Source organism: Schwartzia succinivorans DSM 10502, assembly GCF_900129225.1.
Taxonomy (GTDB): domain Bacteria; phylum Bacillota; class Negativicutes; order Selenomonadales; family Selenomonadaceae; genus Schwartzia; species Schwartzia succinivorans.
The window spans coordinates 312738-339320 of record NZ_FQUG01000003.1 but is presented as its reverse complement, the minus strand read 5'-3'; the positions used below and the strand labels follow the sequence as shown (position 1 = coordinate 339320).

Genomic DNA, 26583 nt, shown 5'->3' with positions numbered 1-26583 from the left:
TGTTAACCGAAAATCACTTTAACTGTTCTTTGATAACAGCTTCTGCTTTTTCTATTGCCTCAGGAAGCTTTTCTGCAAACTTTCCTCCGGCCTGCGCCATATCCGGACGACCGCCACCGCCGCCGCCGACAACAGCTGCCATTTCTTTTATTATCTTGCCGGCATGGACGCCTTTCTTGACAGCTTCCTTGGATGCCTTTACAACCAGATTTACCTTGCCATCAATAGCTGCACCGAGAACAGCGACTCCGTTCTCCAGCTTGTCACAGGCCAAATCTGCCATTTCACGAAGCTCATCCATACCGCCCACATTGACAGTACCTTTGACAAGGTTAACACCCGCAATTTCTACTGCGTCAGACAGGAGCTTCTGCGCGTCTTCCTTCTCCTGTGCCTTTCGAACCTCATCGAGTTTCTGGGACATCTGCTTGTTTTCGTCAACGAGTGTCGTGATACGTGCCGTCATATCATCAGCATGGCATTTCAAAAGCTCTGATGCTTCACGGACAATTGTCTCGTTTTTCTTCGCATACGCCAGAGCAGCAGCGCCTGTAACAGCCTCAATACGGCGGACACCTGCTGCAACACCTGTCTCGCTGACAATCTTAAACATGCCGATCTGACCGACATTCTTGACATGGGAACCGCCGCAAAGCTCCATGCTGAAGCCCGGGACTGTAACAACACGGACGATATCGCCGTATTTCTCGCTGAAAAGTGCCATAGCGCCCTTTTCGCGTGCTTCATCCTGCTTCATGTGGGATATTTCCACATCCTGACCTTTCAGGATGACCTCATTTACGAGCTCCTCTACATCAGCAAGCTGCTGCTCCGTAACCGGCTCGAAGTTCGAGAAGTCAAAACGCAGACGTTCTGGTGTTACCAAAGAACCTGCCTGATTGACCTGATTTCCGACGACCTTCTTCAATGCTGCCTGCATCAGATGTGTTGCCGTGTGATTGCGTGCGGATGCCAGCTTACGTACCGAATCTATTTCAATCTTTACGGAATCTCCAACCTTAAGCATACCTTCTTCCATGTATGAAACATGGTAAACCGTACCATCCGGCAGCTTTTTGGCATTGGAGACCTGAACACGTCCAAGCTCGGAAATCAGAAGACCTGCATCTCCGACCTGTCCGCCGCCTTCAGCGTAGAAAGGTGTTACATCAAGGATGATACCTGCTTCTTCGCCGTCCTTAAGCTCATCAACAAGAACGCCGTCCTTCCAGATGCAGACAACCTTTGCCTCAACAGCTGATTCGTCCTGACGAAGCTTTGTTACATCAACACGGTCGCGAAGATCCGGAACAGCAACGCGCTGGTTTGCTTTGCGGGCTGAACGTGCACGCTCTCTCTGTGCCTGCATTTCTGCTTCAAAGCCCTTCTCGTCAAGCTCAAGTCCGTTTTCATGAAGAATTTCTTCAGTGAGCTCCCATGGGAAGCCGAAGGTATCATAAAGCTTAAATGCGTCCGCACCGCCAAGAACCTTGCCGCCTTCCTTTTTCAATGCCTCCATGTGCTCATTCAGAAGCTCCATGCCCTGAGTCAGCGTAGCCTGGAAACGTTCCTCCTCAAGAAGAATGACCTTTTTAATGTAATCCTGCTTTGCAACAAGCGCACCGAAATCAGATGCATCCTGATAAATCTTGACAACAGCGTCAACAGCTCCTGTAAGGAAGGTATCCTTAATACCGAGCAGTCTTCCGTGACGTACCGCGCGACGGAGAATACGACGGAGAACATAGCCTCGTCCTTCGTTGGACGGAAGAATGCCGTCCATAATCATAATGGACATGCTGCGTGCATGGTCTGCAATAACCTTCAGGGAAACGTCCGTCTCTGCATCCTTGCCGTATTCAACACCGGCTTTTGCCGCAGCATACTCAATAATCGGGAAAAGCAAATCTGTCTCAAAATTGGACGGCTTGCCCTGAACAACAGACGCAATACGCTCAAGTCCGCAGCCCGTATCAATATTCTTATGTGCCAGAGGATTGTACTTGCCATCCTCAGTGCGGTCAAACTGAGTGAAAACAAGATTCCAGATTTCAAGATAACGGTCACAGTCGCAGCCTACACCGCATGTCGGCTCTCCGCAGCCACGCTCTTCACCGAGGTCAATATAAATCTCGGAGTCCGGACCGCATGGTCCAGGTCCGATTTCCCAGAAATTATCCTCAAGCGGAACTATATGCGTCGGATCAAAGCCCGGCTGCTCGCGCCAAATAGCAGCAGCCTCATCATCCTTCGGATAAATTGTCGCGTAAAGCTTATCCTTCGGAAGTTCAACAACCTCTGTCAAAAATTCCCATGCCCAGGAAATAGCTTCCTTCTTGAAATAATCACCGAAGGAGAAGTTTCCCAGCATTTCAAAATATGTCTGATGACGGGCCGTACGTCCGACGTTCTCGATATCACCGGTACGCACGCAGCGCTGGCTTGTCGTAACACGCGTACGAGGCGGTTTCATTTTTCCCGTAAAGAACGGCTTCAGCGGTGCCATTCCTGCACCAATCAAAAGCAGAGTCGGATCATTTTCCGGAATCAGAGAAAAACTCTCCATTCGGAGATGGCCTTTCTTTTCGGCAAAAAATTTAAGATACGCTTCGCGCAGCTCATTGCCTGTCATATACTTCAAACTCATCAACCCCCAAAAGTCTGGTCTTTTTGCATTGTGTTAACTTAATAATTATAGTAAACTCCAACATCAAAGTCAATTTTCAAAAGTCGTGATGCCAACAAAACAAGTGATAATTGATAAAAAAACTGCACACGAGGAAACCTCATGTGCAGCAAAAATTCATGGTGCGCTCGGGCGGAGTCGAACCGCCGCTTTCAGCTCCGGAGGCTAACGTCCTATCCACTGGACTACGAGCGCTTTACAAACAAGTGAAAGTATATCACATAGCTATTTTTTTGTCCAACATTACTCAAAAAGGTACTGATAACGTTTTTTGAACTCCTCGACGGACATTCCGTATGCAGACGCAAGCTCCGCGTCCTCAAGGTCATCCTTTTCAAGACGCATCATAAAGCCGCGTGCAATGCGGTAATGCACGGATTCAACATCAACGCGGCGGACGCGTGTGCGGCCTGTTTCCGGATCACGGATGTCCTCAAAATAAAGAGGCACAGCCAGCTCATCCTGAATTGAAATCATCGCGCCGGATTTTCCTCTCAGCAGGAAACGGACCGCCTCATAGCCCAAGGAACGGGTATAATCAATGTCATACGCAATAGGCGCCGCACAGCGCAGCTCATAGCCGATATCCTTCGCTACAACTGTTGGCTTCAAGCCGAATTTTTTAAGTTCAGCAAGGACCGCTTTTTTCAAAATTTCCCCAAAGTCAAGCTCTGCATAGCGGATGTGACCATGCTCATCCAACGCTACCGGTCCCATCTTTTCCAAATCTTCCTGGGCTATTTTCTCGATAACTCCTTCAGCAACAACAGCCACACCGTAGGTTTTACCGAGATGATTGCGCTTCATTATAGAGCCTGTAATGATATCAACAATGTGCTGAAGAGGTATTTTTTCCTGAGTAAATTCTTCCGGAATGACAGTAAGTATAGAGCCTGAAGAACGTCCCATTCCAAGAGCCAGATGACCTGCCGTGCGGCCCATAGCTATTGCAAAATACCATCGGTTCGAGGTTGTTCTTGCATCCTCCATGAGATTCTGAAGCTCAGTCGTGCCAAAAGCACGTGCCGTTTCAAAGCCAAAGGTGGGCACTCCTTCAGGAAGCGGAAGGTCGTTATCAATGGTCTTGGGGACATGCACAACGTTTAATGTCCATCCTGCCTTCTTCGCACACTCGGACACCTTTGCGGCGCTATACGCTGTATCATCTCCACCGATTGTAACAAGATGTGTTACCCCAAGCTCGCCCAGCGTATCTACTACAGCTTCCAAATCTGCCTCTGACTTCGTCGGATTGTATCTGGACATGCGCAGAATACATCCTCCGGTTAAATGGATACGGCTCACATCATTGTACTGAAGCCTTATGTAGTCCTTTTCACGCTTCGCCAGATGTGAAAATCCGTCATACATTCCGAGGACATCCCAACCGTGTTTTCTTGCTTCAATCGTCACAGCAGAAATAACTCCGTTGATACCGGGGGCAGGTCCTCCACCGCAGACAATGGCAATCGTATTAGTCGCTTCACTCATGATTTCCCCTCCATACTAATATTGTGGTTTGCATAAGAATATTCTTTCAACTTTAGTATATATTCTATGTCAAAAAAAAAATTCCTGCCGGTTATGTAAAACTTTCTACAATAAGAAAAAGAACCTACGCTTTTTGCATAGGTTCTCTCAAGCTTATCTTTTTTTCTTCTGCCCGGGCTTTGAGTATCTCGCTGCAGGATTCCTGCGGCTTCTCATATCCCTGCCCTTATGACCGGCACCTTTTCGGTTGGCATACTTGCTCAGGGGTTTTGCGTTCTTTTTCTTTTCTTCCTGCCGCTCCCTGCGAATTTTCGCGGCAATCTGTTCACGAGCCTTTGCTTTTTCTCTGCTGCGTGCGGAACGCTGCTTCACAATATGTTTTCTGATGCCTGCCTCTATTGCACGAAGCTTGTCATACTGACGGGCATTCACGAAGGTAATCGCCTCTCCTTCGCGGCCTGCACGTCCTGTACGTCCGATTCTGTGAATATAATCCTCTGTGGAGCGTGGAATATCGTAGTTTACAACATGCGTTACTCCCTCAATATCAAGTCCACGGGCAGCAATATCAGTGGTAACCAGAATCTGCAGCTCTGCACTGCGGAATTTTTTCATTACAAAATTCCGTTGTGCCTGTGTCAAATCCCCATGCAGTTCATCAACAAGATAGCCGCGCTGGGCAAGTGCCATCATCACCTGATGAACCTTCTGCTTTGTCATGCAGAAGACCATCATCAGATACGGCTGACGAGTATTTATTATCTCGCAAAGCTGGTCAAGCTTTGTTTCCTCACTGGAATCAACAATTGTCTGATGAATTGCATCAAGCGTAGGCGCATCTGCCTCAACCTTGATTTCCTTGGGCTGATTCATATAACGATGTGCCAGCGCACGCACACGATCCGGAATCGTCGCAGAGAACAGCAGAAGCTGGCGGTCTGCGGCGAGAGCTTTCAGAAGCACCTCAACATCCTCAAGGAAGCCAAGCTTCATCATTTCATCGGCTTCATCAAGAACAACCTTGTTTGCCTGCGAAAGCTGAAGCGTCTTTCTCCTCAAGTGGTCAAGAAGCCTCCCCGGCGTCCCTATAATCAGCTGCGGATGACGTCCCAGCCGCTCCTTTTCCTTCTCAATGTCCTGTCCTCCGTACAATGCCAAAGCCCTGATGTCATAGGCAGGGCAGACAGTCTGAGCAACCTTTCCGATTTGCCTGGTAAGCTCACGCGTCGGAGTAACTATAAGTGTCTGGGCCGTATCGACACCCGATTTCATGCGCTCCAATAAAGGAAGCAAAAAAGCAAGCGTCTTTCCTGTTCCCGTCGGAGCCTGTACGATAGCATCGTTTCCTCCACGGACAACAGGAACAGCCTTCTCCTGTACAGGAGTTGCTTCATGTATTCCCGCATGACGAAGAAGCTTCACAACCTCGCCGCGGATTCCAAGCTCTTCAAAATTACTCATCAGCTTGATAATACCTCCGTACCCGTTTCTGTAATAAGTATGGTTTTTTCCCACTGTGCCGAAAGCTTACGGTCTTTCGTCCGAACGGTCCACCCGTCTTTTTTGTCAACAGTTACCTTATAAGTACCTTCGTTTATCATCGGTTCTACAGTCAGTACCATTCCCGGAACGAGCAGCATTCCGGTTCCGACTTCACCAATATGAGGAACAAACGGCTCCATATGGAAATCCTTTCCCACGCCGTGTCCGCCCAAATCTGTAACTACGGAATATCCGTTTTTGTGCGCGTGCGCGCCGCACGCAGCTCCGATATCACCCAGCCAATGCCAGGGCTTGGCAGCTTCGATACCAAGCTCCATACACTCACGGGCCACTTCGACAAGACGTTTTGCGCCGGGAGAAACCTCTCCTACCATGTACATACGCGATGCATCAGCATAATATCCGTCGAGAATCGTCGTCGAGTCGACGTTCACTATGTCACCCTCTTTGAGGATTGTCTTCGGAGAAGCAATACCGTGACATACCACTTCATTTATTGAGATACATACGTTTTTGGGAAATCCTTCATAATTAAGGCACGCGGGGATGCCGCCATGGGATGTGATATATTCTCCGGCAGCCCTGTCAAGTGTCTCCGTATCAATACCGGGGCGAATCATTTCAGCCATAAGGTCAAGTACGGCATCATTTATGACTCCGCTTTTGCGAATCCCTTCTATATCCTTTTCGTTATTTATAATTTTATGCGGAGGACGAACCTGTCCCTTGAAAAAATCATATTTAATTTCACTCAGACGTGCGTCAAACTTCAGATGACAATGCTTATATTTCTTTCCGCTTCCGCACCAACATAAATCGTTTCTATCCATCTTTCTTCTCCTTTTTACTAACCTGCTACATAGTATAGCATAAAAAACCTGCTGATAATAATTTTCTTTTTGACCAAATCTATACCAGGCTTCCTGCAGCGCTTGACATGCCATTTTTACAGAGGTATATTGATGAATGTATTTGCATAGTAAAGAAGTTTTAGAGAAGGTTTTCAAAATATGAAATTTTTATATCGATTTATTGCCGTTTTACTTGTTTTTCTTGCACTGACAGCTTATGCCCTGCTTTCAGAGCCGAGCGGCATCCCTGTTTTGAACTACCATCAGATTAATGACAAGGATGAAAATGCGCTCACCGTTTCTTCATCACAGTTCGCGGCTCAGATGGATTACCTGAAAAAAGAGGGCTACCACACTATTACAGCAGACGAGCTGGCTGACGCGCTTGAAAAAGGCACTGCTCTCCCTGAAAAACCTGTCCTGATAACCTTTGATGACGGATATGTGGATAATTATACTGTCGCCTATCCCATACTTAAGGAACGCGGCATGCACGGAATAATATTCCTTATTTCGGATTATGTAGGCCGTTATCCCAATTATCTTACATGGCCGCAGATAAAGGAAATGCAGGAAAACAACATAGAATTCGGAAGTCATACGCTGAGTCATGCCGTGCTTACCGAATTACAATCAGAGGAAGAAATCGAAAATCAGCTGAAAAACTCCAAGCTGGCTATTGAATGGCATCTCGGACGTCCTGTAAACTTTTTGGCGTATCCCTGCGGATATATAACGGATTCTATTCAATCCATGGTAAAAAACAACGGCTATCGTGCCGCATTTACTGTAGACCTGGGACGTACTCACACAGGGGATAATATGTATGAGCTGCACCGTGTTCCTATTTTCGGAGGAAACACCCATACGCTGTTCCGTTTCAAGGCGCGTCTCCGCGTTCCAAGACTCGCGGCATTTCTCGAGAACTGCCAGAACAAGCTGGCAAAGAACGGATTTGTTTCTATAGCAAATCTCTTCCCGACAATATGATTATGACAAAAAGAGAGGCATTTCCGTACGTCGGAAATGCCTCTCTTTCGCTCTTCATTTCATAAATTGATCCAATGCTTTTTCAAAACGGTCTATTGCCGCCTGGTCATTTTGCTGCACTGCATCGACGATACAATGCTCCATGTGATCCTTTAAAATAATCTTGCCAACATTTCTGAGCGCCGCATTTACTGCTGAAATCTGCACCAGCACCTCACTGCAGTCGCGCCCTTCTTCAACCATGCGGCGTATCGACTGCATGTGCCCGATAAGCCGTGCCATACGATTCAGTACAGCCTTTGTATGCTCATGGGAATGGACATGACCGTGCTCATGGTCGTGCTCATGCACATGGTCATGTGTGTGCCCGTGACTATGCGAATGCTCGTGATGCCCTTCCACAGAAACCACCTGCTCTTTCGCGTTCTCTCCCATGAACAGTGTCACTCCCCGTCGCGAGCTGCCAAAATACGATATACCTTCATCTGCTCCATAAGCTCATCATATATCTTCTTGAGCTCAGGCTTGCAGTTTCCCTCACGCAGCGGCTCGACAATTTTTACAACAAGATCATACAACGGAGTAAGGCCCATATTAGCAGTAAGGCCCTTCAGTGTATGTGCATGACGGAAGGCCAGATCAGCATCCTGTGTGTCCAAAGCTTCCCCAAGCCCTTCAAACGCAGGATCAGCCACAAATTTCTTATACAGCTTAGCATAAAACTCCTCATTGTTTAAAAAACGTGTCATTGCACTGTCAATATCGCATCCCCGTCCACGAAGATCTGTAAGCAAAGCACTCATTTTATTCACGCTCTTTTCTCGGTATTTTTCTGCATTCTTTACCAAACGCAGAAATTCAAATTATCTGTTTTCCGTAATATATAATAACATATATTGTAAATCCTTCAAGCATAGAAAAAAGTTATTTTTACCACTGAAGGTAAGGATTATATACTTTTTCCCATCCGATTGTTGTTTTGGGGCCGTGACCGGGATATACCTCTGTTTCATCAGGAAGCACCATTAGTTCCCTCTTTATTGAGCTAACAAGCTCCGACTGTGAGCCTCCCGGGAAATCCGTTCTTCCGATGGAATCGGCAAAAAGCGCGTCACCGCTGAAAACAAATCCATCCCCGACAAAGCATACTCCTCCCGCGGAATGGCCCGGAGTACAAACGACCTTCAGTTTAATATCACCAACAGTGATTTCCTCACCTCCGTGCAAAAGCACATCGGCCGGCCGTGCAAGAGCCTGATATCCCATGAACGCGGAAAGATTTTTTCTTGCATCCGTAAGCATATCCGCATCGGCCGCATGAATGTAAAGAGGCGCCCCTGTTCCATCGCGCACTGCATCATCGGCACCTATGTGGTCTCCATGCCCATGAGTATTAAGAACATAACGTATGTCCAGATTTTCTTTTTTTATATACGCCAGAATACGCTCTGCATTGCCTCCCGGGTCAATAACAGCCCCGATTCCGTTATCATCGGAAATAACATAGCAGTTCACATCAATCGGGCCTACTACAAAATATTCAACTTTCATCAATATTAATCTCCTTCATATTTGTTGAAAGTGCTCTGGTGACGCTGTAAACATCCTTCAAACGACGCAGCTTGGTCATAATCTGCTGAATCTGCTGTGCATTTTTTACATCGAGTCCCATCATAATAGTCGATGTCTTGTTCCTGCGGTTCGGCTTTGCGTTGATGGAGCTGATATTTACCTTCATTTCCGAAGGCACAGCCAAAAGCGTAGTCAGCACGCCGCTCTTGTCGTTTGCCACGATTGTAATCTGCACTGTATAGACCTTATCCAGCCCGATATCCCAGTCTACCTCAATAAGGCGTGAGAAATCCCCCATATCACCGAGTACGTTCGGACAGTCCGCCCGATGTACAGATACGCCGCGTCCGCGCGTAATATAGCCAACAATAGGATCTCCCGGAATCGGATTGCAGCAGCGGGCAAGGCGCACCAGAAGTCCTGCCTCACCCTCAACCAGGATACCGTGGCTTGATTTTTTCATTTTGCCATGGGTTGGCTTCAATTCGCTGAGAAGCTTTGAAATATCCGGCCCCGCTGCTTCTTTGAGTTCTTTTTTGTGCAGCTCTATCAGCTTCGACATGATGCCGTTCATGGTGATGCCGCCATACCCAACGGCAGCCAGCAGATCCTCTTCCTGTGAGATATTCAGCTTCTTGGCAACCTCAAGCAAACGACCTGATTTGAAAAGCTGCTTCGGCTCGTAGCCAAGGCGTTTTGCTTCCTTTTCAAGCATGCCCATTCCACGCTCAATATTTTCCTCACGCTTCGCTTTTTTGAACCATGAACGAATCTTGTTTCTCGTTTCCGAAGACGCAACTATATTCAGCCAGTCCGGGCTTGGACCGTTATTCGCCTTATTGGTAATAATTGAAACAATATCTCCGTTTTTAAGCTTATATTCCAGAGGAACAAGTTTTCCGTTGACCTTTGCACCGACACAGTGATGCCCCACCTCGGTATGTATACGATACGCGAAATCCAGTGGGATTGAGCCCTTCGGCAGGTCAATAACATCACCCTTTGGAGTAAATACAAAAACCTCGTCGGAGAATACGTCAACCTTCAATGCCTCGACATATTCCCTCGGATCACTGAGCTCCTGCTGAAGACTTACCATCTGACGAAGCCATGACAGCTTTTGGTCATATGTATCGGCAGCACCTATGCTCTTGCCTGCTTCTTTATACTTCCAGTGGGCAGCGACACCGTATTCAGATACCTGATGCATATTAAATGTGCGAATCTGAATCTCAAGCGGATATCCCCGAGTCATAACGGTAGTATGAAGGGACTGATAGCCGTTGGATTTTGGCATCGCAATATAATCCTTAAACCGTCCCGGCATAGGCTTCCACATTGCGTGAATAACGCCCAAAACGGCATAGCAGTCACGCACCGAATCAACAAGAACGCGCACGGCGGATAAATCATATATCTCGCTTATGTCCTTGTTGTCACGTTTCATTTTTTTGTAAATACTGTAGAAATGCTTTGCGCGTCCGCGTATTTCTGCTTTTATTCCGCCATCCTTCAGCATTTGAGTAAGCTGCTCGATTGCAGCATCTATAAATTCCTGACGTTCACGGCGTTTCTGCTTTACGCTCTCGACAAGGTCGTAGTATATCTCCGGCTCAAGATAGCGAAGACAAAGATCCTCAAGCTCCCACTTGATACTGGAAATACCAAGACGGTTTGCAAGAGGCGCGTAGATTTCTATAGTCTCACTGGCAATACGCTTCTGCTTGTCCTCACGCATATATTTCAGCGTACGCATATTATGCAGACGGTCGGCCAGCTTTATGAGTATGACACGAATATCTTTTGCCATGGCTAAAAACAGCTTGCGATAATTCTCAAGCTGCTGTTCTTCCTTTGACTTATATTCGATTTTACCTAACTTTGTAACGCCGTCGATAAGCATGGCAATCTCATCGCCGAACTGCTCCTGCATTTCCTCTATCGTATATGTCGTATCTTCAACGACATCGTGCAGAAGAGCAGCACTTATAGTTGCCTCGTCAAGATGCATATCACAGAGTATCTTTGCCACATTCAGAGGATGAATTATATACTCCTCTCCTGACGCACGCTTCTGTCCCTCATGGGCTTTACGTGCAAGCTCATAAGCGCTGTATATTACATCAAGATCTGCCTCAGGCTGCGTTTTACGTGCCAGCTCAATAATATCTTCAATTGTTACGGTTTCATTTCCTTTATCATTCATCGAAGATCTCCCTGCGTCCATACTTTCCATGTATTGTGTATATTATAGCATTTGTATATCTATCTTTCCATGACGGCAGAGGATTTATTAACACTTTTCTTTACATTTTTTCGTCGTGGAAATAAAATAGAGTTGTTTAATCTTTGGGAGGGATACAACTGTGATTTCTAAAGAACGTTTAGCAAAGCATTTTTCTGAGATGGAGAAAATCTCAACACCGAATGAAAAGCCCGGCATCTTCCGTCTTGCCTTCTCCGACAGCGACTGGCAGGGACGGGAATATCTAATGAGCCTCATGAAGGACGCGGGACTTTCTATACGCATTGATGCATTCGGCAACGTCATTGCACGCCGCGAGGGCAGAAATCCATCACTGCCTGCCATTATGTTCGGCTCCCACGGGGACAGCGTTCCAGCTGGCGGCAACTATGACGGCGTACTTGGTGTTCTTGCTTCCATTGAGGTAATGAAAAGCCTCGATGAAGAAAATTTCCAAAACGAGCATCCGCTTGAAGCTGTCATCTTTATGTGCGAGGAATCCAGCCGCTTCGGAATGGCAGAGCTGGGCAGCCGTGTTATGCGTGGAGAGCTTTCCACTGATGACCTTCACAGCCTCAAGGGAAAGGACGGAAAATCTCTTTACGAGGTCTTAAAATCCAGAAATTTATCCCCTGATAATATTTCCGAAGCAGTGTACAATGAACCTTTGAAAGCATTTCTTGAGGTTCATATCGAGCAGGGAAAGGTCCTGGAATACGAAAAAACACAAATTGGTGTCGTCACAGGCATCGCCGCTCCCACACGTCTGCGAGTCTTCCTCCACGGAAAGGCCGACCACAGCGGAGCAACGCCAATGGGAATGCGCTCCGATGCTCTGTGTGCATCAGCGGAAATCACGCTGCTTGTTGAAAAGCTTGCTTCTGAGCAGCAGAATCCGCCCGCAGTCGGAACAGTCGGTATCCTCAATATTACTCCGGGTGTCATGAATGTTATACCCGGTGAAGCGGAAATGGGAATTGATATCCGCAGCATAGACAAAGACGCGAAGGCCAAGATTGTTGAAACTCTGAAAAAAGGAATCGACATCGTCTGCAAAAAGCGTGATATTGAATACGAAATCAAGGTAATCTCTGATGAAACCCCTGTACCGCTGTCTGCCCCTATGGTAGATTATTTGAGCTCCATCTGTGAGGATGAAGAAGTTTCCTACAAACGCATGCCAAGCGGCGCAGGCCACGATACAATGTTCTGGGCGCCCTACGCTCCTGCCGGAATGTTATTCATCCCATGCAAGGACGGTATCAGCCACAACGCTGCCGAGCACGCCGAAATGGACGACATATTCTGCGTAACAAAGCTCCTTGAAAAGGCTGTAAAAAAATTGTCGCAGGAAAACTTCAAAATCTGATAAAAAAAGAGAACCGCGTGAACGGTTCTCTTTTCTTATGTCTTTATCCAAGCTTCTGCGCAAGCAGCTGATTTACCATCTGCGGATTTGCCTTGCCTTTGGACTGCTTCATAACCTGTCCGACAAGCGCGCCGATAGCTTTCTTGTTTCCGCCCTTGTAATCTTCAACCGGCTTTGGATTGTCAGCGATTACTTTGTCAACAATCTCTTCGATTGCTTTCGTGTCAGTAATCTGAACAAGACCCTTTGCCTTGACGATTTCTTCCGGGGCATCCTTGGAGGTCCACATTTCCTCGAAGACAGTCTTTGCAATCTTAGAGGAAATAGTGCCTTTGGTAATCATCTGAATCATCGCTGCAAGACGTGCAGGCTCCACAGGAGAATCAACGATAGTCTTGTTCTCCGCGTTCAGATGCTTAGCAAGCTCGCCCATAATCCAGTTTGCCGCAAGCTTGGCATCAGCGCCTCCTGCAACGACCTCATCGAAGTATTCTGCCATCGGACGGGATGCCGTGATAACCCCTGCATCATAATCCGAAAGACCGTATTCCTTCTCGAGGCGTTCGCGGCGTGCATCGGGCAGCTCAGGAAGCTCTTTGCGGTATGCTTCTATCTGCTCGTCCGTAGTAACAATCGGCGGCAAATCAGGCTCCGGCATATAGCGGTAGTCGTGAGCGTCTTCCTTGCTGCGCATGGAAAGCGTGATTCCGCGGTTCGGATCCCATGTACGCGTTTCCTGTACAATATGACCGCCGTCCTCAAGGACCTCCGTCTGACGGTCAATCTCATAGTCGATTGCATCAACAAGGGATTTGAAGGAGTTGATATTCTTCATCTCTGTGCGCGTTCCGAGCTCCTTTGAGCCGACGGGACGTATGGAGACGTTGACATCAGCGCGGAGATTGCCTTCTTCCATGCGGCAGTTGGAAACATCGATGTATTCCATGATTGCCTTGATTTTTTCCATGTATGTACGTGCTTCCTCAGCCGTGTGCATATCCGGCTCGGATACGATTTCCAGCAAAGGAACGCCGGTACGATTGTAATCAACATTTGAAGACGCGGAATCCTTGATGGTGTTTCCTGAGTGAACCAGCTTTCCTGCGTCCTCCTCCATGTGGATACGTGTAAGGCGGACACGTTTCTTTTCGCCCTCGACATCAATATCTACCCAGCCATGCTCCGCAATAGGCAGGTCATACTGAGAGGTCTGCCAGTTTTTCGGAAGGTCAGGATAGTAGTAGTTTTTGCGGTCGAATTTGCTGAACTTGTTGATTGTGCAGTTCGTTGCAAGTCCTGCCTTGATACCGAACTCCACAACACGTTTGTTGATGGTTGGGAGAACACCCGGAAGTCCGAGACAGACCGGGCATACGTGCGTGTTCTGGTCGCCGCCGAAGCCCGTTTCGCATCCGCAGAAAATCTTTGTTTTTGTTTTTAATTCGCAGTGAATTTCAAGTCCGATGACTGCTTCGTATTTCATGCTTCAGCACCTCCGAGTTCTGCCATTTCCTTATGGAAGGACTGGCTCTGTTCATACGTATATGCCGTACGAATAAGTGTTGCCTCGTCCAGAGGTTTGCCGATAAGCTGAAGTCCGATAGGCATGTGCTTCTGACTGTATCCGCACGGAACGGAGATACCCGGCAGACCTGCCAGATTCAAAGGTACTGTGCAAATATCCTGCAGATACATCTTCAACGGGTCAGAAATCATTTCTCCGATTTTATACGCAGGTGTAGGTGCAGTCGGAGCCGCAATAACATCAACCTTTTCAAACGCGTCTGTATAATCCTTCTGAATAAGCGTGCGCACCTTCAGCGCTTTCAGATAGTATGCGTCATAGTAGCCTGCGGAAAGAGCATAGTTGCCGATCATAATACGGCGTTTTACCTCTTCACCGAAGAGTTTGCTGCGGGTATTCGTCATGAGTTCAACTACATCGGCACCGTCGATACGCTCGCCGTAGCTGATGCCGTCATAACGCTCAAGGTTTGTAGCTGCCTCTGCAGGCGCAATCAGATAATACGTGGAGATTGCATATTTTGTATGGGGCAGAGATACTTCAACAATCTCAGCACCAAGAGATTTGAGCTGTTCAATAGCATTGCGGACAGCCTTTTCTACATCCTGATCCATTCCGTCAACGAAATATTCCTTCGGAAGGCCGATTTTAAGACCTTTAACATCCTGAACAAGAGACTTTGTGTAGTCAGGAACCTCAGCAAAGCTGGAGGTAGAATCCATATCGTCATGACCTGCGATAACGTTGAGAACATTAGCACAGTCGGTAACATCACGGGTGATAGGCCCAATCTGATCCAAAGAGGATGCATAAGCCACAAGACCATATCGGGAAACACGGCCGTATGTCGGCTTCATGCCTACAACACCGCAGAAGGAAGCCGGCTGGCGGATAGAACCGCCTGTATCTGAGCCAAGAGCAAAAATTGCGCTTCCCGAAGCAACAGCCGCAGCGCTGCCGCCTGAGCTTCCGCCAGGTACACACTCCGTATTCCACGGGTTATGAGTCGGATAGAAACCCGAATTTTCCGTAGAACCGCCCATTGCAAATTCATCAAGGTTTGCCTTGCCCACAAGAACAGGAAACTCCTTCTGCAGCTTCGTCACAACGGAAGCGTCATAAGGCGGAACAAAATTTTCAAGAATTTTGGAAGCACAGGTTGTACGGACTCCCTTTGTGCAGATGTTGTCCTTCACTGCACCCGGAATACCTGCGAGAAACGAAATATTTTCTCCTGCAGCTATTTTTTCATCTACAGCTTTAGCCTGCTCAAGAGCCTGCTCCTTCGTTATCGTCAAAAATGCTTTTACTTTTCCTTCAACCGCATCCATTCTCGCAAGGACGTCCTGTGTGAGTTCAGTTGCGGATATTTCTTTTTTAACCAGCAGGTCATGAAGCTCATGTGCCGGTTTATTCCATAATGTCACAGTCATTTCCTCCCCAACAGATGTATTATTCTTCCAAAACGCGCGGAACCTTAAAATACCCGTCTTCCTTCATAGGCGCGTTGCTTAAGGCAGCTTCGCGGTCAAGCGAAGGCTTTACAACATCCTCACGGAAAACATTCTGCATCGGAAGCGCATATGTGGTAGGTGCTACTCCCTCTGTATCAATTTCCTTAAGATTCTCAACGTATTCCAGGAATCCGCCGAGCTGTGCGATATAAACATCTGTCTCTGTATCCGGTATTGCCAGTCTCGAAAGTCCGGCAACATTCTGGATATCTTCTTTTGTGACCTTCATGTTTTCACCATCCTAATAAAATCTAAACAAACACTATTATACAGCTAATGCAGATGTTTTGCCAAAGACAAAATATTTAATTATCCTCACGCCCGCGTAATCGGCGCGTATTTCTGCATAAGGCCTTTAATTCCCTGTCCCGGGAATGCAATTTTGAGTGAGACCTCTTCACCCGTTCCCTGTAAGGAAACAATGGTTCCAATGCCCCATTTGGAATGACGTACCTTATCTCCGACCTTCCATTGGATAGACATATCAGGCCTGAGAACTCCGCCTGTCGGCGCAGGTGCCGTATTTCTCTGCACAGGTGCCTGCTGATGTCCGAAGCCCGCAAGTGCTTCCCTTGCAGACATTCCATGACCTGTCGGAGCAGCGCCTGCCTGCGGCGTAGAGGTGAACCGCGGCTGATACTGCGAAAAGCCGCGTCCTCTCTGTGAAAAGCCCCATCCTCCGCCTTCCTCTTTCTTCTCCTCAAGATACTGCGGAGGTATCTCTCCAAGGAAACGTGATGGCTGATAATTTGCAGGCTTTCCGAAAATCATACGATTCCTCGCCCGTGTCAGGTAAAGCTTCTGCTGCGCGCGAGTAATGCCAACATAACAGGTACGGCGTTCTTCTTCAATCTGTTCATCATCCATCAGGGTTCGTGAATGAGGGAAAAGCCCATCCTCCATTCCTGCCATGAAAACCACAGGAAACTCAAGACCCTTCGCTGAATGAAGTGTCATGAGCGTTACACGGTCGTCAGAAGTATCCGCGTCGTCAATATCAGAAATAAGCGAAATATGGCTCAGGAAATTCTCGAGGTCAGGAATTTCTCCGCTTTTTACATAATCCTTCGCCACACCGATAAATTCCTTGAGGTTTTCTATACGTGACTGATTCTCGGGTTTATCGTCTTTTTCAAGCTCACGGATATATCCCGACTCATCAAGCACCTTTTCAACAAGGCTTGGCAGCTCCTCTTCCTCCATTGCCGCAAGCCAGTCAAAAACCTGAGCAGCAAATGCCTTCAGGGCATTTTTTGCTCTGCCTGTAAGACCATCCACCGAATCCAGGGCATCGGGACTGGATATGACATCAAATACACTCATACCGCACTGCGCCGCAAATGCGGAAACACGTGACATACTTGTATCGCCAAGGCCGCGTTTCGGCTCGTTTATTATTCGGAGAAGGCTGATGGAGTCCAATGGATTAAATATTACGCGAAGATATGCGATAATATCCTTTATTTCCTTGCGGTCATAGAATTTCAGTCCGCCAACCATGGTGTAAGGGATCCCCGCGCGCATGAAGCCTTCCTCAAGCACACGTGATTGAGCGTTTGTACGGTAAAGCACCGCTATATCCCCGTATTCCTTATGGTACAGCGTCTTTTCCCTTTCAATTTCATTTGTAATATAGTCAGCTTCACCGCGTTCATCATTCGAGCAGTAAGAGACAATATTTTCTCCTTCCGCGTTCTCTGTCCAAAGATTTTTCGGCTCACGGTTGCTGTTATGCGCAATGACTGCGTTGGCTGCACCAAGTATTTTCTTGGTAGAGCGGTAATTCTGCTCGAGCATGATTTTTTCCGCGTTTGGATAATCCTGCTTGAAATCCAGTATGTTCGTAATATCCGCTCCGCGCCAGCCGTAAATAGACTGGTCTGCATCACCCACGACGCAGAGATTTTTGTGCCCTGCAGCCAAAAGACGCGTCAGCTCATACTGTGCGTGATTTGTGTCCTGATACTCGTCAACGAGGATATATCTGAATCTGCGCTGATATTTTTCCCTGACCTCATCATTGGTCTTCAAAATGTGAACTGTCAAAAGGAGCAAATCATCGAAATCAAGTGCATTGTTATTACGAAGCTCTGCCGCATACATGCGGTAAACCTCTGCTACCTTTGTTTCGTAAAAATTCCCTGCAGCGCGTGCAAAAGCATCCGGACCCATAAGCTGATTCTTCGCATTTGAAATAGCATTCTGAATAGCCGCGGGCGCATACTGCTTTTCATCAAGATTCATTGTTTTAAGGCATTTCTTTATGACAACCTTTGTATCCGAAGCGTCATAGATTACAAAGTTTTTCTTATAGATTCCGCCTGCTTCAATCTCAAAGCGCAGAAAGCGCGCACAGAAAGAGTGAAAGGTACTGAGCCATATATTTTTTGCCTCGTCACCGATAAGACGGTTGACGCGCTCACGCATCTCGAGAGCGGCTTTATTGGTAAAAGTAATCGCAAGAATAGCGTAGGGCGGAACGTTATGCTCCAACAGATTAGCGATACGATAGGTAAGTACCTTTGTCTTGCCGGAGCCGGCTCCGGCCATGATAAGCAGAGGTCCTTCAAGACAGTTAACCGCTTTCTGCTGCATGGGATTCAAATCGGAAATATTAAGCAAGTACAGTCCTCCTATTGTAAAAGGCTGCCCTGTTTTGGACAGCCTTTTCGTACTTATTTCTGAATGCGCTGTACGGCATCCGTAAGGGGCGGAATAATCTGTTTCTTACGCGACATAACGCCTGGGAGATAAACAGAGTCACCGGAAGCATCCTTTTTGAATGCCTCGCCAATCAGTGTCTTCGGAGAGCCCACATAGAAGAGCTCCGTGCTTTCCTTCAGGATATCCGTTACCATGAGAAGCGACATATCATATCCGTTACTCTCGCAAAGCCCGCGCATTGCGTCAAGAATATCTGCTTTGATATCCAGTACCTCCTGCGGATCCATAACAGAAATCTGGCTGACCAGCATACGATAGTCGCCAATCTGGAATTCTTTGTTATCGTTCTTGGCGACCTCAGCCGGTGTCATGCTGCCGAGTCCAGAGCCTGCCTTGAGCATATCCATGCCGTATTTTTCATAGTCAACGCCTGCGATTTCAGCAAGCTTTTTAACAGCAGCCTTGTCGCGCTCCGTACAGGTCGGGGATTTGAACAGAACTGTATCGGAGATAATAGCTGACATGAGTACACCTGCAATCTTTTTAGAAATCTCATAGCCGCGCTGCAAATACATCTCCGTGATGATTGTTGACGTACAGCCAACGGGATCTTCACGTATATAAATCGGATCTCCTGTTTTAAGTCCACCCAGTCTGTGATGGTCTATGATTTCAATAATCTTTGCGTTTTCGATACCCTCGACTGCCTGTGTACGCTCGTTGTGGTCAACAAGAATAACCTTTTCCGGGTCAGGTATCATGAGATTGTCGCGGCTTATAAGACCAATCAGTTTGCCGCCTTCCAGAACCGGATAATTGCGATAATTGGTTTCCTCAATATCTCCCTTGATATTGCTGAGCATTTCATCCTTAGTGAAGCTCATTACCTTATCATTCATGATATGTCCCACAGGAACAGCCTGATTAATAAGACGTGCCGTCGTGAAGGTATCAAACTTTGTGGAAAGGACCACTATTTTCTTTTCCTTGACAATCGGAAGCATATCATCCTCGAGCTTGCTCCCATGAGTCAGGATAAGGCATGCAGGACCGTTCTGGAGACAGATTTTCATGGACTGGGAAACACGGTCGCCGGCAATGACGACATCTCCCGCACCTGCATGAGCTGCAACCGTTTCCGGCTTACCTGCGGCAATTGATACTGTTCCGCTGAGCAGTGTATCATTGGCTTCGCCTGCCAACACTTCCGCGTCGATAGCAGAGGCGACATCCGCAATTGTTACACTTGCAGCCTCAAGATTTTCCATGTTAAGCTCTTCAAAATAGCGCTTTGCCATATCGCTGACAGTAACGATACCCTTAAGACCATCTTTTTCATCAACAACCGGTACGGAGCGGACATTTTTCTTGTGCATAACCTGTCCGAGATAGCGCAGGCTGTCCGTCGTTTTTACAGTCGTGCCGCAGTCGAGCATAATATCCTTGACACGCGGATAAAGATCAGCCACCAGTACAGGCAGGTCAACCCCAAAATACTCCAGCGCATACTTGGACTCCTCATTTATCTGTCCTGCACGCGCCGCAACGGCATTAACTCCCTCTGTACGCTTCAGCTCTGCATAGGCGATAGCCGAGCAGATAGAATCCGTATCCGGATTCCTATGTCCTATGACATAAACTTTTTTCGCATCACTCATGAATGAAATTCCCCCTATAAGTATATAAAATGCTCTTTACACATGTTTCCGCGCATTCTTAATAATTATAACGCTTTTGTTCAAGTTTTGCCAAGGGCAAAACTTCCTCTGTCAGCGTTTTGCCAATGGCACTAGCTTCGCGTCGCGCGAGGCGGGAGATATGTATTCACCGCCTTTTATTTATCTTCCCCCCACTTACAGAAGCGGGGCATCCTTTACCGAGTTATAACGCGAAACATCAAATGCAACAAGGCAGAGAGTACAGTTTTTAAAAATCAAAAAATCCTGAGTCCGTATAATTGGATTCAGGATTTTCATCAAATTACTTTTTGCTGCCTCTCACTCGGCAATAATTTTTTGGAATTCTTCCTGTGTCTTTGCCTTCTGACAAATTGATATGAGCTGCTCCATATCCTTTTCTGCGGCGTAATTCTGATGAATCCTTGCAGCCGTCTGCTGCTCCTCCTCTGACAGAAGCAGGTCTTCCCTGCGCGTTCCCGATTTTGATATATCAATAGCCGGGAAAATACGTCTCTCCTGCAGCCGGCGGGAAAGAGTAAGCTCCATATTACCGGTTCCCTTGAACTCTTCATATACAACGTCGTCAAGCTTGGAGCCTGTCTCGATAAGCGCTGTTGCAATTATCGTAAGGCTGCCCGCTTCTCTTGTATTTCTCGCGGCACCGAAGAAACGCTTTGGCATGTGCAGTGCGGCAGGATCAAGACCTCCCGAGAGAGTTCTTCCTGACGGAATCCCTGTCAGATTGTAGGCACGCGTCAGACGCGTTATACTGTCCAGCAGAATTACAACATCCTTTTTCTGCTCCACAAGACGTTTTGCCCGTTCAATCGCGATTTCGGAAATATGCTTGTGATGCTCAGGCAGCTCATCAAAGGTTGATGCCATCACCTCCACGTTATTTCCCACTATGGATTCGCGGATATCCGTAACCTCTTCCGGACGTTCATCTATCAGAAGAATCATAAGATGAATATCGGGATGATTTGCCAGCACCGCTTTTGCCAGAGACTTCAAAAGTGTCGTTTTTCCTGCCTTTGGCGGCGCAACAATAAGTCCTCTCTGGCCCTTGCCCACAGGAGTAATCAGATTCATTATCCGCATTGCGGCGGAAGGCTCGGAGGTCTCCAGCTGATAGCGTTCGTCCGGGAAAATCGGAGTAAATCTTTCGAAGGTAGGCCTGTAATAAAGCTCATTTGGCTTCATACCGTTTACAGACACCAAAATCTGCAAAGCGGCTGTTTTTTCAGTGAGGCTCTTTTCCCGGCGTATACCGATAACATAATCGCCGGTCCTCATTTTGAATCTCCGAATCAGCGGCGGAGTGACATATGTGTCGTTCTCTCCCGGCATATAGCCGTTGCTTCGGATAAAACCAAAGCCCTCGCTCATAACTTCAAGAAAGCCCTCGACCTGATGCATATTTTCGTTTCGGCTTTCCTGATATCCGCCCCGTTCAACTGCAGCCGGATTTTCTGCCTCCGCTGCGGGTTTTCTATAGACCTGCTCAGATTTGCCTTCATAGCGTCTTTCGGGGATTTCTCTTTTGGCATGAAAAGCGCTTCTTTCAGCCGTCCTGTGTCCTGTATGCAGCCTGGTATTCCGTGTCTGTGCGTAGGTACGGGGATTTCTCTGTTCAGTACCGCTCAAACGACTGTTGGGTCTGCGGGCTGCGCGCTGTGTATTTTCCGTATCAGCCTTCTCCAGCCTCTGAATCAGTTCTTCCTTTCTAAGCGTCGAAACTCCGTGAATACCTTTTTCCTTTGCAATGTTTTTCAGCTCGGCCAGTTTCAGCGTTCTATAATCCATCATGTTTCCTCCCCGGAAGTTTCAATGTCCTTTTTCACAAATTCCTCATGCGCCTGAAAGAAATTATATACAGCCCTCGCGGCAGGCCTGGTCATGCCCGGCACAGCAGCCAGCTCCTCGACGGATGCGTCGCGCATATTTTGAATTGTTCCGAATTTTTTCCGCAGCGCCTGTCTTCGCTTCTCACCAATGCCAGTTATATGATCCAGCACTGAAATCAGATTCCTTTTTCCCCTGAGGCTGCGATGATACGTTATGGCAAATCTGTGTGCCTCGTCACGTATACGCTGCATAAGAAAAAGTGCCTGACTGTTTCGGGGCAGAATAACAGGCTCGGATTTCCCCTCGACGAAAATCCACTCGAACTGCTTCGCCAGACCAATCACCGGAACAGCAGTATGTCCCGCTCCCCGGATAATCTCCAATGCAGAGCTGAGCTGCCCCTTGCCGCCGTCAATAATAATGAGGTCAGGCATATCCTCCACATCTTTCTTACCATACCGCCTTGTAGTTACCTCACGCATTGAAAGAAAATCATCCGGCTTTCCCTCAGCGCTTTTTATCTTAAATCTCCGATAGGCTGACTTATTCGGAATACCGCCTTCAAATACAACCATCGAAGCAACTGTCTCAGAGCCCTGGATATGCGAAATATCAAAGCACTCCATACGCCATGGCAGCTGTTTCATACCAAGATATTCTCCGAGCTCCCTGACTGCGCCCTCCGTCTGCTCATTTGAGGTTTTTATTCGTGCAGCCTCGTCTGAAAGATATTTCGCAGCGTTGTTTTCCGCCATCATCACGATATCATGCTTCGTGCCGCGCTGCGGAACCTCCACATATACCTTTGAGCCTTTTTTCTCCGTCAGCCACTCGCCTATAACCTGCTGCTCCGAAACCTCCATAGGAAGAAGAATCTCATGAGGAATAAATGCGGCGCGATGATAATACTGCTTCAAAAATGCGCTGAGAACATCAGAATTACTTTCTTCCTCGCTTCCCGAAAGAAGAAAATGCTCTCTCCCTATCATTTTTCCGCTTCTTATGAAGAATATCTGCACGCATACTCCAATCTCGGAGCGTGACATACCTATGGCATCCTGGTCTCCCGAGCCCGTCACAATACGCTGCTTTTCTGCTACCTTCTGTACTGCGTGAAGCTGATCTCTAAGCCTTGCAGCCTCTTCAAATCTCAGATTTTCTGCAGCGTCCATCATCTGCTCCTCAAGACGCTTTTCAACAATTTCCGTACGTCCTTCCAAAAAGAGACAGACCGCGTCAACCATTTTCTTGTATTCCTCGGGGTTTACCTTTCCCGTGCAGGGTGCGACACAGCGTTTGATATGATATTCCAGGCATGGGCGGTCAACGTCCATGTGCTTGCATGTACGCATCGGAAACAGTCTCCGCAGAAGCTTAAGACTCTCATGGACTGCGCCCACCTGTGTATACGGTCCGAAATACCGTGCCCCGTCCTTCATGATTCTCCGTGTAATCATCACACGCGGGTATTTTTCCGCCAGCGTCACCTTTACATACGGATACGTTTTGTCATCCTTCAGGCTTATGTTATACCTCGGCCGATATTTTTTTATCAGATTGCATTCAAGAATCAGGGCTTCCATCTCGGAGCCGGTCAAAATAGTTTCAAAATCAGCGATTTTCGAAACCATTACGCGAACCTTCGGCGAATGCCCCTTATTACTCTGAAAGTACTGTCTTACACGGTTCTTCAGCACTACTGCTTTGCCAACATAAATAACCTTGCCGGCTTCATTTTTCATGATATAGACGCCCGGAGAATCCGGAAGCAGTTTCAGTTTTTCTTCTACGATTTCTGTCATTTAGCTGCCTTCCTGCTTATCTTCTCTGCAAGTACGGGCTTCAGATATTTCCCTGTATAGGATTTCTTTACCTTTACGATTTCTTCAGGGGTTCCTGCCGCCACAATCGTACCGCCCTTTTCTCCACCCTCAGGGCCAAGGTCTATAATATAATCCGCTGTTTTAATGACATCGAGATTATGTTCAATAACGATAACGGTATCTCCGCCCTCAACAAGTCTTTGAAGTATTGCCAAAAGCTTTGCTATATCCGCGGTGTGAAGACCTGTAGTGGGCTCATCCAGTATGTACAAGGTTTTTCCCGTGGAGCGGCGCGAAAGCTCTGTTGCCAGCTTGACGCGCTGCGCCTCTCCTCCTGAAAGCGTTGTTGCAGGCTGACCAAGCCGGATATACCCCAGCCCAACATCCTGAATGACCTTCAGTCGGCGGGCAATTTTAGGAACATTTTCAAAAAATTCCACAGCCTCGTCGATTGTCATGTTAAGCACATCAGATATAGTTTTACCCTTGTACTTGACCTCCAGTGTTTCCCTGTTATACCTTGCGCCCTTGCAGACCTCACATGGTACATACACATCCGGCAGGAAATGCATTTCAATTTTGATGATACCGTCGCCCTTGCATGCTTCACAGCGTCCGCCCTTTACGTTAAAGCTGAATCTTCCAGCCTTATACCCGCGTACCTTCGCCTCGTTTGTCACGCTGAAAAGCTGGCGGATGGTATCAAAAACACCGGTATATGTCGCGGGATTTGATCGCGGCGTGCGTCCGATAGGCGACTGGTCTACATTTATGATTTTATCTATGTTCTCCAGTCCAAGTATCTTTTTATGACGTCCCGGCTGCCCTTTGGCATGGTAAAGACGTGCCGCTATACCCTTGTACAGCACCTCATTTATGAGCGTACTTTTCCCCGAGCCGGAAACTCCCGTAACAAGAGTAAGCGTACCCAGGGGGAAACGCACATTGAGATGCTTAAGATTATTTTCCGACGCGTCAACAACCTCAAGGAAATTTCCGTTTCCTGCATGACGCTCAGATGGAACAGGTATGAATTTTTTACGGCTCAGATACTGTCCTGTGACAGACTCAGGAATCTTCTTAATCTCCTCCGCTGTTCCCTGCGCAACTATTTTACCGCCGTGCTCTCCTGCGCCCGGCCCTATATCAATAATCTCATCCGCGGCATACATCGTATCCTCGTCATGCTCAACAACTATGAGCGTATTGCCCAAATCACGAAGATGCTTAAGTGCTGCCAAAAGCTTGTCATTATCTCTCTGATGAAGTCCGATACTCGGCTCATCCAAGATATATAGGACTCCCACAAGTCCCGAACCAATCTGAGTCGCAAGGCGTATGCGCTGCGCCTCTCCTCCTGAAAGCGTACCTGCTGCACGTGCGAGAGTAAGATAATCCAGTCCGACGTGAATCAAAAACCCAAGGCGCGCATGGATTTCCTTCAGAATCTGAGCAGCAATCTTCTGCTCTTTTTCTGAAAGCTCAACCGACCTGAAGAAAGCATCGCATTCGTTTACACTCATGCATGTAACTTCCTGTATGTTTTTGCCTCCGACGGTAACTGCCAACGCCTCCGGCTTAAGTCTTGCTCCATGGCACGACGGACAGTCATTAATAGTCATATAGTTCTCGTATGATTCACGCATTTCATCAGAATCAGACTCCCGATAACGGCGGTCAAGCATAGGCATGATTCCCTCGAACACCGCATGATGCTCCTTGTATTCTCCGAACATGTTTTCATACCAGAAATCAAAGCTCTCATCTCCGGAGCCGTACAAAAGTATTTTCTGCGTTTTTTTATCCACATCGCACCATCTGGTGTCAACGGTATACCCGTATTTTTTCAGTACCGCGTCAATCTGACACATAGCATAGGAATTGAGATTTTTGGAAATAGGCGCAATAACCCCCTCAGCAAAGGTCAGCGTCTCATCCGGAATGACCAGCTCACGGTTGAACTCCATATAGCTCCCTATTCCGCTGCACTCAGGACACGCGCCGAAGGGACTGTTAAAGGAAAACATACGCGGCGCAATTTCAGGAAGGCTGATGCCGCAGTCTACGCAGGCAAAATTCTGGCTGAACATCAAGGTCTCTCCATCAACCACCTGAATGTATACTACCCCCTGTCCAAGCTTAAGCGCGGTTTCAAGGGAATCTGCCAGACGCTGCTCCATATCAGGACGTACAACAAGACGGTCTATTACAACCTCAATGGTATGCTTTTTATTTTTATCCAGCTCTATTTCGTCATTTACGTCGTATGTAGTTCCATCAATACGGACACGCACGTAGCCTTCTCTTCTGATGTGCTCCAGCACCTGTTTGTGCTGACCTTTTTTACCGCGTATAATCTGTGCCATTACAAGAAGCTTGGTACGCTCAGGGAGCGCTGTAATCCGGTCAACCATCTGGTCAACGGTCTGCTGTGTAATAGGCTTGCCGCATTTAGGGCAGTGAGGTCTTCCCGCACGGGCAAAAAGAAGACGCAGATAATCATATATCTCCGTTACCGTACCCACAGTAGAACGTGGATTACGGCTCGTTGTCTTCTGGTCTATGGCTATAGCCGGTGAAAGCCCCTCTATGTAATCCACATCAGGCTTATCCATCTGCCCCAAAAACTGCCGTGCGTAAGAGGACAGCGACTCCACATAGCGTCTCTGCCCCTCAGCATATATTGTGTCAAAGGCAAGCGATGATTTTCCGGAGCCCGACAGCCCCGTAATAACCACCATCTTATTTCTTGGTATCTCAACATTTATATTTTTCAGATTGTGTTCCCGGGCTCCCCGGATACGAATCATTTCGTCCATTACT

The 26583-nt window shown here is 47.5% G+C and carries 18 protein-coding genes and 1 tRNA gene; 2 read left to right on the top strand and 17 right to left on the bottom strand.

Going from position 1 to position 26583, the window contains the following annotated elements; all coding sequences use genetic code 11:
• Positions 1-13: 13 nt before the first annotated feature.
• The 5 genes from alaS to map all read right to left on the bottom strand — a co-directional run bounded on the left by alaS (position 14) and on the right by map (position 6510).
• The gene (gene alaS, locus BUA83_RS04590; RefSeq protein ID WP_200795983.1) at positions 14-2632 is read right to left on the bottom strand and encodes an alanine--tRNA ligase; all 2619 of its coding nucleotides are present in this window, start codon (positions 2630-2632) and stop codon (positions 14-16) included.
• A gap of 174 nt (positions 2633-2806) precedes the next feature.
• Positions 2807-2881, bottom strand: a tRNA-Arg gene (locus tag BUA83_RS04585).
• Between the two features lie 48 nt (positions 2882-2929).
• On the bottom strand, positions 2930-4177 hold the full coding sequence (gene pfp, locus BUA83_RS04580; RefSeq protein ID WP_072935005.1) for a diphosphate--fructose-6-phosphate 1-phosphotransferase: 1248 nt from the start codon (positions 4175-4177) through the stop codon (positions 2930-2932).
• Positions 4178-4330: 153 nt separating this feature from the next.
• A complete protein-coding gene (locus BUA83_RS04575; protein ID WP_072935004.1) occupies positions 4331-5638 on the bottom strand; it encodes a DEAD/DEAH box helicase in 1308 nt (435 codons plus the stop codon).
• Complete coding sequence (map, locus tag BUA83_RS04570; protein ID WP_072935003.1) at positions 5638-6510, bottom strand: type I methionyl aminopeptidase; 873 nt, start codon at positions 6508-6510, stop codon at positions 5638-5640. Before map ends, BUA83_RS04575 begins: the two co-directional genes overlap by 1 nt.
• A gap of 180 nt (positions 6511-6690) precedes the next feature.
• Between map and BUA83_RS04565 the strand changes: the two genes are divergently transcribed.
• Positions 6691-7521, top strand: a complete 831-nt coding sequence (locus tag BUA83_RS04565; RefSeq protein WP_072935002.1) for a polysaccharide deacetylase family protein — start codon at positions 6691-6693, stop codon at positions 7519-7521.
• Between the two features lie 54 nt (positions 7522-7575).
• Here BUA83_RS04565 and BUA83_RS04560 read toward each other — a convergent pair whose 3' ends face one another.
• From BUA83_RS04560 to BUA83_RS04545, 4 genes are all read right to left on the bottom strand, one after another.
• Entirely contained in the window at positions 7576-7956 is a 381-nt protein-coding gene (locus BUA83_RS04560; RefSeq protein WP_094756461.1) for a metal-sensing transcriptional repressor, read from the bottom strand.
• 8 nt (positions 7957-7964) lie between these two features.
• Positions 7965-8324: an Hpt domain-containing protein gene (locus BUA83_RS04555; RefSeq protein WP_072935089.1), complete on the bottom strand. Its 360-nt coding sequence runs from the start codon at positions 8322-8324 to the stop codon at positions 7965-7967.
• Positions 8325-8451: 127 nt separating this feature from the next.
• Positions 8452-9072 (bottom strand): MBL fold metallo-hydrolase, encoded by a 621-nt coding sequence (locus tag BUA83_RS04550; protein WP_094756460.1) that lies wholly within the window; start codon positions 9070-9072, stop codon positions 8452-8454.
• Positions 9062-11299: a RelA/SpoT family protein gene (locus BUA83_RS04545; protein WP_072935000.1), complete on the bottom strand. Its 2238-nt coding sequence runs from the start codon at positions 11297-11299 to the stop codon at positions 9062-9064. Before BUA83_RS04545 ends, BUA83_RS04550 begins: the two co-directional genes overlap by 11 nt.
• 160 nt (positions 11300-11459) lie before the next feature.
• Between BUA83_RS04545 and BUA83_RS04540 the strand changes: the two genes are divergently transcribed.
• Entirely contained in the window at positions 11460-12707 is a 1248-nt protein-coding gene (locus tag BUA83_RS04540; RefSeq protein WP_072934999.1) for a Zn-dependent hydrolase, read from the top strand.
• 43 nt (positions 12708-12750) lie between these two features.
• Here the strand turns inward: BUA83_RS04540 and gatB are convergent, their stop codons facing one another.
• From gatB to uvrA, 8 genes are all read right to left on the bottom strand, one after another.
• Positions 12751-14190 carry an Asp-tRNA(Asn)/Glu-tRNA(Gln) amidotransferase subunit GatB gene (gene gatB, locus BUA83_RS04535; protein WP_072934998.1) on the bottom strand — a complete coding sequence of 480 codons (1440 nt, stop codon included), beginning with the start codon at positions 14188-14190 and terminating at the stop codon, positions 12751-12753.
• On the bottom strand, positions 14187-15659 hold the full coding sequence (gene gatA / locus BUA83_RS04530) for an Asp-tRNA(Asn)/Glu-tRNA(Gln) amidotransferase subunit GatA (protein ID WP_072934997.1): 1473 nt from the start codon (positions 15657-15659) through the stop codon (positions 14187-14189). The genes gatB and gatA overlap by 4 nt, the downstream gene beginning before the upstream one ends.
• Positions 15660-15684: 25 nt before the next feature.
• Complete coding sequence (gene gatC / locus BUA83_RS04525) at positions 15685-15975, bottom strand: Asp-tRNA(Asn)/Glu-tRNA(Gln) amidotransferase subunit GatC (protein ID WP_072934996.1); 291 nt, start codon at positions 15973-15975, stop codon at positions 15685-15687.
• Positions 15976-16061: 86 nt separating this feature from the next.
• Entirely contained in the window at positions 16062-18368 is a 2307-nt protein-coding gene (gene pcrA / locus BUA83_RS04520) for a DNA helicase PcrA (protein ID WP_268793926.1), read from the bottom strand.
• 53 nt (positions 18369-18421) lie between these two features.
• Positions 18422-20068, bottom strand: a complete 1647-nt coding sequence (locus BUA83_RS04515; RefSeq protein WP_072934995.1) for a putative manganese-dependent inorganic diphosphatase — start codon at positions 20066-20068, stop codon at positions 18422-18424.
• 339 nt (positions 20069-20407) lie between these two features.
• Positions 20408-21895 (bottom strand): transcription termination factor Rho, encoded by a 1488-nt coding sequence (rho, locus tag BUA83_RS04510; protein WP_234988247.1) that lies wholly within the window; start codon positions 21893-21895, stop codon positions 20408-20410.
• The gene (uvrC, locus tag BUA83_RS04505) at positions 21895-23739 is read right to left on the bottom strand and encodes an excinuclease ABC subunit UvrC (RefSeq protein ID WP_072934993.1); all 1845 of its coding nucleotides are present in this window, start codon (positions 23737-23739) and stop codon (positions 21895-21897) included. The genes rho and uvrC overlap by 1 nt, the downstream gene beginning before the upstream one ends.
• On the bottom strand, positions 23736-26579 hold the full coding sequence (uvrA, locus tag BUA83_RS04500) for an excinuclease ABC subunit UvrA (protein WP_072934992.1): 2844 nt from the start codon (positions 26577-26579) through the stop codon (positions 23736-23738). Before uvrA ends, uvrC begins: the two co-directional genes overlap by 4 nt.
• Between the last annotated feature and the right edge of the window lie 4 nt (positions 26580-26583).

Excerpts from the sequence above, each read along its gene's own strand:
- uvrC (WP_072934993.1), bottom strand. The coding sequence starts at position 23,739 with ATGACAGAAATCGTAGAAGAAAAACTGAAACTGCTTCCGGATTCTCCG.
- BUA83_RS04560 (WP_094756461.1), bottom strand. The coding sequence starts at position 7,956 with ATGGGAGAGAACGCGAAAGAGCAGGTGGTTTCTGTGGAAGGGCATCAC.
- rho (WP_234988247.1), bottom strand. The coding sequence starts at position 21,895 with ATGGATTATAGAACGCTGAAACTGGCCGAGCTGAAAAACATTGCAAAG.
- BUA83_RS04565 (WP_072935002.1), top strand. The coding sequence starts at position 6,691 with ATGAAATTTTTATATCGATTTATTGCCGTTTTACTTGTTTTTCTTGCA.
- gatC (WP_072934996.1), bottom strand. The coding sequence starts at position 15,975 with ATGAAGGTCACAAAAGAAGATATCCAGAATGTTGCCGGACTTTCGAGA.
- BUA83_RS04575 (WP_072935004.1), bottom strand. The coding sequence starts at position 5,638 with ATGAGTAATTTTGAAGAGCTTGGAATCCGCGGCGAGGTTGTGAAGCTT.
- BUA83_RS04555 (WP_072935089.1), bottom strand. The coding sequence starts at position 8,324 with ATGAGTGCTTTGCTTACAGATCTTCGTGGACGGGGATGCGATATTGAC.
- alaS (WP_200795983.1), bottom strand. The coding sequence starts at position 2,632 with ATGACAGGCAATGAGCTGCGCGAAGCGTATCTTAAATTTTTTGCCGAA.
- pfp (WP_072935005.1), bottom strand. The coding sequence starts at position 4,177 with ATGAGTGAAGCGACTAATACGATTGCCATTGTCTGCGGTGGAGGACCT.
- BUA83_RS04545 (WP_072935000.1), bottom strand. The coding sequence starts at position 11,299 with ATGAATGATAAAGGAAATGAAACCGTAACAATTGAAGATATTATTGAG.
- BUA83_RS04515 (WP_072934995.1), bottom strand. The coding sequence starts at position 20,068 with ATGAGTGATGCGAAAAAAGTTTATGTCATAGGACATAGGAATCCGGAT.
- uvrA (WP_072934992.1), bottom strand. The coding sequence starts at position 26,579 with ATGGACGAAATGATTCGTATCCGGGGAGCCCGGGAACACAATCTGAAA.
- BUA83_RS04550 (WP_094756460.1), bottom strand. The coding sequence starts at position 9,072 with ATGAAAGTTGAATATTTTGTAGTAGGCCCGATTGATGTGAACTGCTAT.
- map (WP_072935003.1), bottom strand. The coding sequence starts at position 6,510 with ATGGATAGAAACGATTTATGTTGGTGCGGAAGCGGAAAGAAATATAAG.
- gatB (WP_072934998.1), bottom strand. The coding sequence starts at position 14,190 with ATGAAATACGAAGCAGTCATCGGACTTGAAATTCACTGCGAATTAAAA.